We start from the raw sequence: 12,358 nt of genomic DNA, 5'->3' as shown, positions 1-12,358 counted from the left end.
CCGTCCGCGCCCGCGGACCCTTCCGCCCCCGCGGAACCGGCCCGCGCGCGGCATCCGCGCGATCACCGGAGCCGCCCGATGCAGGTCCGCCGTGTCGTACCCAACGTCCGGTCCGAAGCCATGGAGGAGAGCGCGGAGTTCTACGGGCTGCTGGGCTTCGAGGAGGTCATGGACCACGGCTGGATCAGGACGCTCGCGTCCACGGTGAACCCCGCCGCGCAGATCAGCTTCATGGGTGCGGACCGGACGGCTCCCGTCGCGCCCGACCTGAGCGTCGAGGTCGACGACGTCGACGCCGCCCACGCCGCGCTGCGCGAGCGCGGCGCGGAGATCGTGCACCCGCTCACCGACGAGGAGTGGGGCGTACGGCGGTTCTTCGTCCGGGACCCGGGCGGTCGCGTCGTCAACGTGCTCGGGCACCGCTGACACCCGAAGGAGTGCGTTTTCCCGTCCGTCGCCGAGTCGTCGGTGTCCGGACACCGCCCCGGGCACCGGCTTCTGCTGCACTTCCCTGAGTCCGTACGGAGTTGACGAGGCATCAGGGGGCACGGTGAACACTGCGGGAGTTGTGGCGACGCGTCGGGCCGGGCGGTGCAGAACGGTGCTGACCGTTCTCCTCGCCGCCTGCACACTGGCGGGAACGGCCCTTGTGGGAGCGGCGGCACCGGCCGGTGGCGCACAACGTGCCGAGGAGATCGCGCCGGGTGTCCAGTACCGCGACTTCGACCTCGCCGCGGCCCACGGGCGGGTCCGCGTCCACCTGGTCGGCGTCGACCTGAACAACAAGCACGTCCGCGTGGGCCTGTTGCATCCGGACGCGGTGGCGGCGCGCGGCACGGTGTCCCGGCTCGCCGACGCCCAGGGAGCGCTCGCGGGCATCAACGGCGACTTCTTCGACATCACCGAGACCCAGCATCCGGGCGTCCCGGCGACCGGCTCGGCGGTCGGCCCGGAGATCGCGGACGGGAGGGCGCTGAAGGCCGCCGTGCCGCGCGGGCAGCGGTTCGGCCCCGCCCTGCCGCCCGGCACGAGCACCGAGGACGTCCTCGGGGTGGACGCGGACCGCACGGCCCGCCTCGACCGGCTGGCCCTGTCCGGCTCGGTGACCACACCCGAAGGGCGACTGAAGCTCGGCGGGTTCAACCAGTACGCGCTGCCGGTCGGTTCGATCGGCGCGTACACCTCCGACTGGGGCGGCCTCTCCCGGGCCCGTGCCGTGTGCGGCACGGACTCGGACCGCGCCGCTCCGTGCAGTACGGACACGTACGAGGTGACGGTCAGGGGCGGCCGGGTGGTCGCCAGGGCCGACAAGCCCGGCAGCGGAGCCGTCCCCGCGGGCACCACGGTGCTGGTGGGCCGGGAGAGGGGTGCGCAGCACCTGCGCAAGCTGTCCACCGGCGAGTCGGTGACCGTCGAGCACCGCCTGACGGCGGCCTCCGGCGTGGCGTACACGTTCGCGGTCGGGGGCTTTCCGGTGCTGCGCCGGGGTGCCGCGCTGCCCGGTCTCGACGGCACGACGCCGGCCGTGCGCACCGCCGCGGGCATCGCGGACGGCGGGCACCGGCTGCTGCTCCTGGCCCTCGACGGGGCGTCCGAGTACCGCAGTGGTCTGACCCTCGCCGAAGTCGCCGCCGCGTTGCGCGATCTGGGAGCGACGGAGGGCTTCAGCCTGGACGGCGGCGGATCCAGCACGCTGGTCGCCCGGAAATCCGGCGGGACGAAGGTGAGTGTGCTCAACCATCCGAGCGGGGGCGCCGAGCGGGCGGTCGCGAACGGGATCGGGGTGTTCCCCGGCTCGTGAGGCGCGCGGGGCCGGACAGGCGCGCGGGGCCGGACAGGCGCGCGCCTGTTCGCCTCGCCCGTCCGACGCCTGCGCGTACGGGCCTCAGGGCCGCAGGCTGCTGACGATCTCGGCGGTGGCCGCCAGGCCCTCGTGGATGGTGGGGGCCATGCTGGAGCCGGCCAGGAAGAAGCCGAGGAGGCCGCAGACGAGAGCGTGCGAGAACTTCAGCGCGCCGTTGCGCACGAAGATGATCGCCAGGATCGCGAGCAACAGCACCACAGAGATGGAAATGGCCATCGTGAACCTCCTCCGCCACGCCCACTTCGCGGCTTTCGGCCGCAAGTGTGGCGTAGCGGAGGGTTCGTCCGGGCGGCTGACGTGTCCGCCGAACGTGTGGTTCTGTGGAGGGTTCAGGACCGGCTCAGCACCGGCCGCTCCGGTCGTCGTGGGCGTCCAGGAAGGCCTCCAGACCGGCGAGGTCGTCGGTGTTCAGGTGGTCGACGTCGGCGGCGAGCAGTTCGGTCCAGACAGCGTCACGGGCCGCTCCGGGCGCGTCCGGGGTGGCCCAGAACCGCACCCTCTGACCGTGGGCGTGCGCCTGGCCCACGATGCGCCGCAGGGTGCGCCGTTCGGCGTCAGGGAAAGGCCCGGCTCCCGCCCAGGTGAAGTTCGAGGTCCAGTTGTCGCTGATCAGCGGGATGAACGAGGCGGGAGCGGCGCTGCCGAGGTCGGTGAGCCTGCCGTCGTAGAAGGCCCGGCGTACCGTCTGCGCCTCCATGGGCGCGCGGGCCGCCCGGTCGCCGGAGACGACGGCGGTGACCGGGCCCGGGTGGACTCGGCCGTGCGCGTACGTGGTGAACAGGTGGCGGTGGCGGGCCAGGTGCCGGTCGAGCGCGAGGTAGGTGGCGGCGCCCTCCGTCTTGATGTCGATCAGGAGTTGCAGGGGCTCGCGCCGGCCCCGGTAGACGGAGCCGTGGTGGGCGCGGACCCGGGCGGCCAGCGGGTCGAGGTAGAGGGCTTCGAGGGTGCGTCTCGGGTCGAGGTCGACCGGGTCGTGGGCGACCAGGAGCTCGCCGTCCACGAGGTAGATGTCGGCTTCCACGCTGCCGAAGCGGTGGTCGAGCGCGTCCAGCAGGGGCCGCGGGTGCTCGTAGTCGTTGTGGGCGTGGGCGTGCCGGAGCGGGCGCGGTCCGCGCCGCCGCTCTCCGGCGGCGGCCGCCGGAACGGGCTGCGCGGCGGCCTGCGCGGCGGGCAGCGCCACGGTGCCCGCGAGGGCGCCGCCGAGGGTGGTGAGGGCTCTGCGACGGGTGGTGAGGGCCATGCTGCTCTGCCTCCCTTGAGGGGCGTACGGGTCCTCAGGGGAGTATGCGTGCGGCTGACGCTCAACGCGTCCGGTCGCGGGCCGAGTTGGCCGGATGGTCCGCATGCGTTCATTCGGGGACGGCAGGCGCGGCGGAGGCCCGCGCCCTCAAGGGTGCGGGCCTCCCGGGGCTGTCAGGGCCTGGGTCCGGAGGGCGGGGGCGCCGGCAGGTCGACCAGGCGGGCCAGCGCGTCGCGATGGGCGCCCGCGGTGCCGTACGCGATCGAGTCCGCCTTGGCCCGCTTCAGGTAGAGGTGGGCCGGGTGCTCCCAGGTCATCCCGATGCCGCCGTGCAACTGGACCGCCTCTTCGGCGGCGTGCACGGCGACGGGCGCCGCGTAGGCCTGGGCGACGGCGACCGCGACATCGGCGTCCTCGTCCCGGGCGAGCGCGTCGGCCGCGTTGCGCGCGGCGGCGCGGAGGTTGACGACCTCCAGCCACAGCTGGGCGAGCCGGTGCTTGAGCGCCTGGAAGCCGCCGACGGGCCGGTTGAACTGCTTGCGCTCCTTCAGATGGCGCACGGTCTCCGTCAACGCCCAATCCGCGAGGCCGAGTTGTTCGGAGGCGAGCAGTCCCGCCCCGGCGCGCAGGGCGCGGCGCACGGCGGGTTCGGCGTCGCCGAGGCGGCGGCCCTCGGCCCCGTCCAGCCGCACGCGTGCCACCGGGCGCGTCAGGTCCAGGGAGACCTGCCCGGTGACGGTCGCGGCGGACGACGCGACCGCGTACAGGCCTCCGTCGTCGGCGGGCACGAGCAGCACGTCGGCGGTGGTCGCGTCGGCGACGGCGGTCAGTTCTCCGTGCAGGCTGCCGTTCTCCCGTCGTACGACGGGGTAGGGGGCGCCCGGCGCGGTGTGCAGCCCGACGGCGAGCACCCCGATGGACGTGGCCGAGGCCAGCTCGGTCACCAGCTCGTCCGCGCCGCAGGCCAGCAGCGCCTCGGTGGCCACGACGGCGCTCGTGAGGTAGGGCACGGGCGCGACCGCGCGGCCCAGTTCCTCCACGACGACGGCGGCCTCGCGGTGGGTGGCGCCCTGGCCGCCCAGCTCCTCGGGCACCAGCAGGCCCGCGAGGCCCATGCCGCCGGCGAGCGTCTTCCACAGGGGCAGGTCGTGCGGGGTCGGCGACTCCACTCGCGCGATCACGTCCGCCGGCCGGCAGTGATCGGTGAGCAGGTCGCGTACGGCGGCGCGCAGCGCCTCTTCCTCCGCGGAGTGCAGGAGGTCCGGCTGGGTGCTCATCGGGCCAGGTCCTTCCAGGCGACGTCCTTGTCTGTGCGCGGTTCGGCGGGCAGGCCCAGCACGCGCTCGGCGACGATGTTCAGCAGGACCTCGCTGGTCCCGCCCTCGATGCTGTTCCCCTTGGACCGCAGGTAGCGGTAGCCGGCGTCGCGGCCGGTGAAGTCGACCAGTTCGGGACGGCGCATGGTCCAGTCGTCGTACAACAGCCCCTCCTCACCACGCAGTTCCACCTCCAGGCCGCTGATCTCCTGGTTGAGGCGGGCGAAGGCGAGCTTCATGCCGGAGCCCTCGGGGCCGGGCTGGCCGGCGACGAGCTGCTGGCGCAGCCGCTCGGCGGTGAGGCGGGCGACCTCGGCCTCCACCCACAGTTCCAGCAGCCGCCGGTGCAGGTCGTGGGTGCGCAGTTCGGGGCGTTCGCGCCAGGTCCTGGCGACCGGGCCGATCATGCCGCCCTCGCGGGGCAGCCGCATGCCGCCGATGGAGACGCGTTCGTTCATCAGGGTGGTCTGCGCGACCCGCCAGCCGTCGCCCGCTTCGCCGAGTCGCTGGGAGTCGGGGATGCGGACGCCGGTCAGGAAGACCTCGTTGAACTCGGCCTCGCCGGTGATCTGGCGCAGCGGCCTGACCTCGACGCCGGGGTCGGTCATGTCGCACAGGAAGTAGGTGATGCCCTGGTGTTTGGGCAGGTCGGGGTCGGTGCGGGCGATGAGGATGGCCCAGCGGGCGAGGTGGGCGCTGGAGGTCCACACCTTCTGCCCGTCGACCACCCAGTCCCCCGTGCCGTCGCGGACGGCCCGGGTGCCGAGGGCGGCCAGGTCGGAGCCGGCACCGGGCTCGCTGAACAGCTGGCACCAGACTTCCTCGCCGGTCCACAGGGGCCGCAGGAAGCGCTGCTTCTGCTCCTCGGTGCCGTAGCGCAGGATGGTCGGGGCGGCCATGCCGAGGCCGATGCCGATCCGGCGCGGGTCGTTGTCGGGGGCGCCGGCGGCCTCCAGTTCGGCGTCCACCACGGCCTGCAGGGAGCGGGGCGCGCCGAGTCCACCGAGGCCCTCGGGGAAGTGCACCCAGGCCAGCCCGGCGTCGAAGCGGGCCTGGAGGAAGGCGAGGCGGTCGGTGTCCCGGGGCGGATGCGCGGCGAGCAACTCCCGGGTGCGGCGGCGCAGTCCGTCCGCGTCGAAGGGGCGGCCGCCGGTCTCGGGGCGGCGATCGGCGCTGCTCACAGGGCGGCTCCGTTCTCCAGTGCGGGCACCACGGTGACACGCCCGGTGGTGGCGCCGTCGGCGACCCGCTGCACGGCGTCCGCGGCGCCGCTCAGCGGCACCCGCTCGCTCACCAGCGGCTTGATCGCGCCCCGGGCGGCCAGCTCGGTGAGCTGCTCGTGGCACTCCTGGACGAGCGTGGGGATCTTGGTGTTGTAGAGGCCCCAGTGCAGGCCGAGGATCGAGTAGTTCTTGACGAGGGCGTGGTTCAGGGCCGGGCTCGGGATGGTCCCGCCGGCGAAGCCGACGACGACGATCCGGCCCTCGAAGGCGACGACCTTGGCGGACTGGGCGTACGCCTCACCGCCGACCGGGTCGTAGATCACGTCGGCGCCCCGGCCGCCGGTGGCCTCCTTGACGGCCGCGACCACGTCCTCGCCGCGCCGGTCGACGACGACGTCGCAGCCCAGCTCCCGGGCCACCGCCGCCTTGCGGGGGCCGCCGACGACGCCGATGACCGTGGCGCCTGCCGCCTTGCCGAGCTGCACGGCCGCGCTGCCGACACCGCCGGCCGCGGCGTGGACCAGCAGGGTCTCACCGGCCTGGAGACGGGCCCGGCGGTGCAGGCCGAACCAGCCTGTCTGGTAGCCGATGTGCAGGGCCGCGGCCTCGGCGTCGTCCAGTGCCTCCGGGGCCGGCAGCAGCGCGGCGGCGTCGGCGACGGCGTACTCGGCGAAACCGCCGTGGGGCAGCGCCGGGTTGGCGAAGACCCTGCGTCCGTCCTCGGTCTCGCCGCAGATCTCCACTCCGGGGGTGAAGGGCAGCGGGGGCCGGACCTGGTACTGGCCCCGGCACAGCAGGGCGTCCGGGAAGTTGATGTTGGCGGCCCGTACCGCGAGCAGGACCTGGCCGTGACCGGGCGTGGGCCGCTCGGTCTCCTCCAGCCGCATCACCTCGCTCGGCTCGCCGTTCTCGTGCACTCGCCATGCCTGCATGCGCCGCCTCCACCGCACTGCTCGTCCGACCGGTCGACGGCATACTAAGCGGTCGCTTGCTCTCAGGGGAACAGGGAACCTCAGTCGCCTTCGCCGGTCGCGCCGCGCTGTGCGGGCCGTGCCCGCACGTGCATCCGCTCGCCCTGCGGGCCGAACAGGCTCAGGAACTCCACCGGCCCCTCCCCCGTCGACCCGAACCAGTGCGGCACCCGCGTGTCGAACTCCGCCGCCTCCCCCGCAGAGAGCACCACGTCGTGGTCGCCCAGCACGATCCGCAGCTTCCCGGAAAGCACGTACAGCCACTCGTACCCTTCGTGGCTCCGCGGCACCGGTTCCTCCTTGCGCCGCGGTTCGAGCACCTTGTACGCCTGCAACCCGCCGGGCTGCCGGGTCAGCGGCCAGTGGGTACGCCCCCCGCGCACGATCGGCTTCGCCCGCACCCGGGGGTCCCCGACCGGCGGCACGCCGACCAGCTCGTCGAGCGGCACCTGGTGGGCCTGCGCGATCGGCAGCAGCAGTTCCAGGCTGGGCTTGCGCAGGCCCGACTCCAGCCGCGAGAGGGTGCTGACGGAGATGCCGGTCGTCTCCGCCAGGGCCACCAGGGTCACCTCCCGCTCCTTGCGGATGCGCCGCAGCCTCGGTCCCACGCCCGTCAGTACGTCGTCCGTCGTCATACCACTATTGCAGAATCAGCAAACGCATTTGTCAATCCCGCAGGGTTCGGGCGACCGTCGTGAACGAGAGGGAGGTGGTCACCATGACCGAGAGGACCGACCGCACCGAGGGCCCCGGAGCCCAGGGACGCGGAACCGAGGGGTACGAAGTGGTCGTCGTCGGCGGCGGTGCGGCCGGGTTGTCCGCCGCGCTGGTGCTCGGCCGGGCCCGGCGGCGCACGCTGGTCGTCGACGCGGGCGAGCCGCGCAACGCGCCCGCCGCGCACATGCAGGGTTTCCTGACCCGGGACGGCATGTCACCGGCCGAATTCCTGGCCACCGGCCGGGAGGAGATCGCGCGGTACGGGGTCGGGCTCGTCCGGGACCGGGCGGTGGACGCCGCACGGAACGTGGACGGCGGGTTCGACGTGACCCTGGCGAGCGGCCGTACCGTCCACGCCCGGCACCTGGTCGTCGCCACCGGGCTGCGGGACGAACTGCCCACGCTCCCGGGCGTGGCCGAACGGTTCGGCGAGGACGTGCTGCACTGCCCCTACTGCCACGGCTGGGAGGTCCGCGACCAGGCCTTCGGCGTGCTCGCCACGACCCCGATGAGCGTGCACCAGGCGCTGATGGTGAGCCAGTGGTCCAAGGACGTCAGGCTGTTCCTGCACCAGGTCGCCGAGGACGAACTGTCCGACACCGACCTGCGCAGGCTCGCGGCGGCAGGCGTCGGCGTCGTGCCGGGCGAGGTGGCGGAAGTGGTCGTCGAGGACGGCCGGCTGACCGGGGTGCGGCTCGCGGACGGGACGACGCACGCCCGCCAGGTCCTGTTCGTCGCGCCGCGTGCGGTGCCGCGCAACGAGCTCCTGCTGCGGCTGGGCGCCGAACTGCGCGAGACACCCTTCGGTGCCTACCCGGTGATCGACGAGCGGGGCCTGACGACGGTTGCGGGCCTGTGGGCGGCCGGGAACGCCAGCGGCTTCGCCGAGCAGGTGGTCAACGCGGCCAGCCGGGGCTACCGCGCCGGGGCGGCGATCAACGGCGAGCTCCTGTTCGCCGACCTGGACGCGGCGATCGAGGCGGCGGACGCCCCTGAGGTACCGGAGACACCGCAGCCGGCGAAGGCGTAGGCGCTGGTCGCGGCGGGCGATCACGGCCCCGCCGGGCCGGCCAGCCCCGCACAGGCCCCTCCGCCCGCCGCACCGCCGGGGCGGGGGTGTGCGGGCGTCTGTCGCGGTGCACCATGGCTGCATGTTGCTCGCCCGGCTCGCACAGGTGTCACAGGAGGTCGCCGCCTCCTCCGCGCGGTCCCGCAAGACCGCCCTGCTGGCGGAGTTGTTCCGGGAGGCGGCGGCGGAGGACGTGCCGGTCGTCATCCCGTATCTCGCGGGCAGGCTCCCGCAGGGACGGCTCGGCGTGGGGTGGAAGGTGCTCGGCCGCCGCGTCCCTGCGGCCGCCGAGCCCTCGCTCACCGTGCGCGAGGTCGACGTCCGGCTGAGCGAGCTGGGCAAGGTCTCCGGCGCCGGGTCGCAGGCCGAGCGCTCCCGGATGGTCGGGGAGTTGATGGGCGCGGCGACACAGGACGAGCAGCGGTTCCTGCTGGGGCTGCTGACCGGCGAGGTCCGCCAGGGCGCGCTCGACGCGGTCGCGGTCGAGGGGCTGGCCGCGGCGACGGGCGCCCCGGCGGCGGACGTACGGCGGGCGGTGATGCTGGCCGGTTCCCTGCAGACGGTGGCGCAGGCCCTGCTCTCGCAGGGCCCGCCGGCACTGGAGCGCTTCCGGCTCACCGTGGGCCGTCCGGTGCTGCCGATGCTCGCGCACAGCGCCTCCTCGGTCGCCCAGGCGGTGCAGAAGCTGGGCGCGTGCGCCGTGGAGGAGAAGCTGGACGGGATCCGGGTCCAGGTGCACCGGGACGGCGACAGCGTCCGGATCCACACCCGCACGCTGGACGACATCACGGCCCGGCTGCCGGAGGTCGGCGCGGCGGTGCTCGGGCTGCCGGGCGAGCGGTTCGTCCTGGACGGTGAGGTGCTCTCCTTCACTCCCGAGGGCCGGCCGCGTTCCTTCCAGGAGACCGCCGGACGCGTCGGCTCCCGGCTGGACGTGGCTACGGCCGCCGAGGCGGTGCCGGTGTCCCCGGTCTTCTTCGACGCGCTGTCGGTCGGCGACCGCGACCTGCTCGACCTGCCGTTCGCCGAGCGGCACGCCGAGCTGGCCCGGCTGGTCCCGGAGCCGATGCGGGTGAGGCGGACGCTCGTCGCCGGGCCCGAGGACACCGCCCGGGCGGAGGAGTTCCTGGCCCGGAGCCTGGAGCGGGGGCACGAGGGCGTGGTCGTCAAGGCGCTCGACGCCCCCTACAGCGCGGGCCGGCGCGGGGCGTCCTGGCTGAAGGTGAAGCCCGTCCACACGCTCGACCTCGTGGTGCTGGCCGCCGAGTGGGGACACGGCCGCCGCACCGGCAGGCTGTCCAACCTGCACCTGGGCGCCCTGACCGCCGCCGGCGGCTTCGCGATGCTCGGCAAGACGTTCAAGGGGATGACCGACGCCATGCTGGCCTGGCAGACCGAGCGGCTGCGGGGGCTGGCCGTCGAGGAGAAGGGGTGGGGCGTGGTCGTACGCCCCGAACTGGTCGTCGAGATCGCCTACGACGGCCTGCAGCGCTCCACGCGCTATCCGGCGGGCGTCACCCTGCGCTTCGCCCGGGTCGTGCGCTACCGCGAGGACAAGCGCCCCGAGAACGCCGACACCGTCCAGACGCTGCTGGCCGCGCACCCGGAGGTACGGCCGTGAGCGAGAAAGGGAGCGGGCGGAGCAGGCGCAGCGCCGGGCTGCTCCTCTTTCGGCGCACCGGCGCGGACGGCCTCCCGCACGCCGACGCGGACGGCTCCCGGCGCACCGACGCGGACGGCACCGGCCTGGAGGTCCTGCTCGGCCACATGGGCGGGCCGTTCTGGTCCCGTCGCGAGGCGGGCGCCTGGACCGTGCCCAAGGGCGAGTACGCGCCGGACGAACCCGCCCTGAGCGCCGCCCGGCGAGAGTTCCGCGAGGAACTGGGCGTGGCTCCGCCGGACGGCGAGGCGGTACCGCTCGGCGAGGTCCGCCAGGCGGGCGGCAAGACCGTGACCGTCTGGGCGGTCGAGGGCGACCTCGACCCGGCGGCGGTCGTCCCGGGCACGTTCACGATGGAGTGGCCCCCGCGCTCGGGGCGGACCCAGGAGTTCCCCGAACTGGACCGGGTGGCGTGGCTCGGCCTCGACCGCGCCCGTGAGGTGATCGTCACCGCCCAGAGCGCGTTTCTCGACCGACTGGCTGAGCACTCGCTCTGACGAGGGCCGCACGCGTTGCGGCGGGCAGCGCGGCGCGCGAAGGTCGAAGCACAGCCCGCTCCCGAGGGAGGTCAGCCATGTCCATCGCCACGGTGAACCCGGCCACCGGCGAGACGATCAAGACGTACGAGGCCATGGGCGAGGAGGAGGTCGAGCGCCGGCTCCAGCTCGCCGAGGCCACCTTCCGCACGTACCGGACGACGTCCTTCGCCGAGCGGGCCCGCCTGATGAACAGGGCCGCAGAGCTGCTCGACGAGGACCGGCAGGAGATCGGCCGGGTGATGACCACCGAGATGGGCAAGCCGGTCGAGCAGGCGCGCGCGGAGGCCGCCAAGTGCGCCAAGGCGATGCGCTGGTACGCCGAGCACGCGGAGGAACTGCTCGCCGACGAGGAACCGGCCGCCGCCGACGTGAAGGACTCCGGCGCCTCGCGGGCCCTGGTCCGCTACCGGCCGCTGGGTCCTGTGCTCGCGGTGATGCCGTGGAACTTCCCGCTGTGGCAGGTCGTACGGTTCGCGGCGCCCGCGCTGATGGCCGGGAACGTCGGCCTGCTCAAGCACGCCTCGAACGTGCCGCAGACCGCCCTGTACCTGGAGGACCTGTTCCACCGGGCGGGCTTCACCGAGGGCTGCTTCCAGACCCTGCTGATCGGCTCCGGCGCGGTCGACGACATCCTGCGCGACGAGCGGGTGAAGGCGGCCACGCTGACCGGCAGCGAACCGGCGGGGCGGGCCGTGGCGTCCACCGCCGGGGAGATGGTCAAGAAGACGGTGCTGGAGCTGGGCGGCAGCGACCCGTTCGTCGTGATGCCGTCGGCCGACATCGACCGGGCCGCCGAGGTCGCGGTGACCGCGCGCGTGCAGAACAACGGGCAGTCCTGCATCGCGGCCAAGCGGTTCATCGTGCACACGGACGTCTACGACGCCTTCGCCGAGCGGTTCGTGGCCGGCATGCGGGCCCTGAGGACGGGCGACCCGATGCTGGAGGGCACCGAGGTCGGGCCGCTCGCCAGCGAGCGGGGCCGGGCCGACCTGGAGGAGCTGGTCGACGACGCCCGGCGCAGCGGGGCGGACGTGCTGTGCGGCGGCGAACGGCCCGGCGGCCCCGGCTGGTACTACCCGCCGACCGTGCTCGCCGGCATCACCCGTGAGATGCGCATCCACCGCGAGGAGGCCTTCGGCCCGGTCGCCACGCTCTACCGCGCCGCCGACCTGGACGAGGCGGTGCTGATCGCCAACGACTCGTCGTTCGGGCTCAGTTCGAACGTGTGGACGCGGGACGGGGACGAGGTCGACCGCTTCGTACGGGACCTAGAGGCGGGCGGGGTGTACGTGAACGGGATGACCGCCTCGCATCCGGCGTTCCCGTTCGGCGGAGTGAAGCGGTCGGGGTACGGGCGTGAGCTGTCCGGGCACGGAATCCGCGAGTTCTGCAACATCACGACGGTATGGCACGGAGCGTGAGGCTTCCGCGGCTACGATCGCTGTCGTGAACCGCGAAGTGACACTCCCTCTGATCGTCGACGACCGCGGTACCTTGCAGGTGGCCGCGGCCGATGTGAGCAAGCTGCTGCGGACGCTGGGCGGCCGGTGGCTGCGGCTGGTGGAGACCGGGCAGGAGGGGCTCGACGAGGACACGGTCGCCGCCCTGACCATCGAGCTGGCCAAGCTGGCCGACCGGATCGACGTGGCCTGCATCGCGCACAGCAGCGGGGCGGCGTCGGGCTGAACGCCCCGCACCGACGGCGTCGAGGCGAACGGCGTCGTATCCGCGGCGCGGGACCGAGCACCGTGTCACCCGC

13 protein-coding genes are annotated in these 12,358 nt (G+C 73.9%); 7 read left to right on the top strand and 6 right to left on the bottom strand.

Translation table 11 applies throughout. From position 1 onward, the window contains the following. Positions 1-78: 78 nt before the first annotated feature. Positions 79-426, top strand: a complete 348-nt coding sequence (locus AB0G56_RS18440) for a VOC family protein (RefSeq protein WP_360970323.1) — start codon at positions 79-81, stop codon at positions 424-426. A 175-nt stretch (positions 427-601) separates the two neighbouring features. Further along, positions 602-1,801: a phosphodiester glycosidase family protein gene (locus tag AB0G56_RS18435; protein ID WP_360970321.1), complete on the top strand. Its 1,200-nt coding sequence runs from the start codon at positions 602-604 to the stop codon at positions 1,799-1,801. Positions 1,802-1,885: 84 nt separating this feature from the next. On the opposite strand, the gene AB0G56_RS18430 is transcribed toward AB0G56_RS18435, so the two are convergent. The 6 genes from AB0G56_RS18430 to AB0G56_RS18405 form a co-directional block, all read right to left on the bottom strand. Next, positions 1,886-2,080 (bottom strand): hypothetical protein, encoded by a 195-nt coding sequence (locus tag AB0G56_RS18430; protein ID WP_360970319.1) that lies wholly within the window; start codon positions 2,078-2,080, stop codon positions 1,886-1,888. A gap of 124 nt (positions 2,081-2,204) precedes the next feature. Next, on the bottom strand, positions 2,205-3,104 hold the full coding sequence (locus AB0G56_RS18425; RefSeq protein WP_360970317.1) for a phosphatidylinositol-specific phospholipase C/glycerophosphodiester phosphodiesterase family protein: 900 nt from the start codon (positions 3,102-3,104) through the stop codon (positions 2,205-2,207). A 173-nt stretch (positions 3,105-3,277) separates the two neighbouring features. Next, on the bottom strand, positions 3,278-4,381 hold the full coding sequence (locus AB0G56_RS18420; protein ID WP_360970312.1) for an acyl-CoA dehydrogenase family protein: 1,104 nt from the start codon (positions 4,379-4,381) through the stop codon (positions 3,278-3,280). Further along, positions 4,378-5,544, bottom strand: coding sequence for an acyl-CoA dehydrogenase family protein (locus tag AB0G56_RS18415; protein ID WP_360970536.1), 1,167 nt, complete (start codon positions 5,542-5,544; stop codon positions 4,378-4,380). The genes AB0G56_RS18420 and AB0G56_RS18415 overlap by 4 nt, the downstream gene beginning before the upstream one ends. 53 nt (positions 5,545-5,597) lie before the next feature. Further along, positions 5,598-6,575, bottom strand: a complete 978-nt coding sequence (locus AB0G56_RS18410) for an NADPH:quinone oxidoreductase family protein (RefSeq protein WP_360970310.1) — start codon at positions 6,573-6,575, stop codon at positions 5,598-5,600. Between the two features lie 80 nt (positions 6,576-6,655). After that, the gene (locus AB0G56_RS18405; protein WP_360970308.1) at positions 6,656-7,249 is read right to left on the bottom strand and encodes an XRE family transcriptional regulator; all 594 of its coding nucleotides are present in this window, start codon (positions 7,247-7,249) and stop codon (positions 6,656-6,658) included. 83 nt (positions 7,250-7,332) lie between these two features. Here AB0G56_RS18405 and AB0G56_RS18400 point away from each other — a divergent pair, with 83 nt between their 5' ends. The 5 genes from AB0G56_RS18400 (at position 7,333) to AB0G56_RS18380 (ending at position 12,285) form a co-directional block, all read left to right on the top strand. Further along, on the top strand, positions 7,333-8,361 hold the full coding sequence (locus AB0G56_RS18400; RefSeq protein WP_360970306.1) for an NAD(P)/FAD-dependent oxidoreductase: 1,029 nt from the start codon (positions 7,333-7,335) through the stop codon (positions 8,359-8,361). Positions 8,362-8,482: 121 nt separating this feature from the next. After that, positions 8,483-10,021 (top strand): ATP-dependent DNA ligase, encoded by a 1,539-nt coding sequence (locus AB0G56_RS18395; protein WP_360970304.1) that lies wholly within the window; start codon positions 8,483-8,485, stop codon positions 10,019-10,021. Between the two features lie 125 nt (positions 10,022-10,146). Beyond that, positions 10,147-10,557: an NUDIX domain-containing protein gene (locus AB0G56_RS18390; protein ID WP_360970534.1), complete on the top strand. Its 411-nt coding sequence runs from the start codon at positions 10,147-10,149 to the stop codon at positions 10,555-10,557. 77 nt (positions 10,558-10,634) lie between these two features. Next, a complete protein-coding gene (locus AB0G56_RS18385; RefSeq protein ID WP_360970302.1) occupies positions 10,635-12,020 on the top strand; it encodes an NADP-dependent succinic semialdehyde dehydrogenase in 1,386 nt (461 codons plus the stop codon). A gap of 25 nt (positions 12,021-12,045) precedes the next feature. Further along, positions 12,046-12,285, top strand: a complete 240-nt coding sequence (locus AB0G56_RS18380; protein ID WP_360970300.1) for a DUF6213 family protein — start codon at positions 12,046-12,048, stop codon at positions 12,283-12,285. Positions 12,286-12,358 lie beyond the last annotated feature (73 nt).

The organism is Streptomyces sp. NPDC021356 (assembly GCF_040641015.1).
Taxonomy (GTDB): domain Bacteria; phylum Actinomycetota; class Actinomycetes; order Streptomycetales; family Streptomycetaceae; genus Streptomyces.
Note: the sequence above shows the minus strand (reverse complement) of the source record. Positions and strands in the feature narration are given on the sequence as shown.

What these genes read in the sequence shown, in the direction of transcription:
- AB0G56_RS18410 (WP_360970310.1), bottom strand. Translation starts at nt 6,575, where the DNA reads ATGCAGGCATGGCGAGTGCACGAGAACGGCGAGCCGAGCGAGGTGATG.
- AB0G56_RS18405 (WP_360970308.1), bottom strand. Translation starts at nt 7,249, where the DNA reads ATGACGACGGACGACGTACTGACGGGCGTGGGACCGAGGCTGCGGCGC.
- AB0G56_RS18400 (WP_360970306.1), top strand. Translation starts at nt 7,333, where the DNA reads ATGACCGAGAGGACCGACCGCACCGAGGGCCCCGGAGCCCAGGGACGC.
- AB0G56_RS18420 (WP_360970312.1), bottom strand. Translation starts at nt 4,381, where the DNA reads ATGAGCACCCAGCCGGACCTCCTGCACTCCGCGGAGGAAGAGGCGCTG.
- AB0G56_RS18440 (WP_360970323.1), top strand. Translation starts at nt 79, where the DNA reads ATGCAGGTCCGCCGTGTCGTACCCAACGTCCGGTCCGAAGCCATGGAG.
- AB0G56_RS18425 (WP_360970317.1), bottom strand. Translation starts at nt 3,104, where the DNA reads ATGGCCCTCACCACCCGTCGCAGAGCCCTCACCACCCTCGGCGGCGCC.
- AB0G56_RS18385 (WP_360970302.1), top strand. Translation starts at nt 10,635, where the DNA reads ATGTCCATCGCCACGGTGAACCCGGCCACCGGCGAGACGATCAAGACG.
- AB0G56_RS18430 (WP_360970319.1), bottom strand. Translation starts at nt 2,080, where the DNA reads ATGGCCATTTCCATCTCTGTGGTGCTGTTGCTCGCGATCCTGGCGATC.
- AB0G56_RS18395 (WP_360970304.1), top strand. Translation starts at nt 8,483, where the DNA reads ATGTTGCTCGCCCGGCTCGCACAGGTGTCACAGGAGGTCGCCGCCTCC.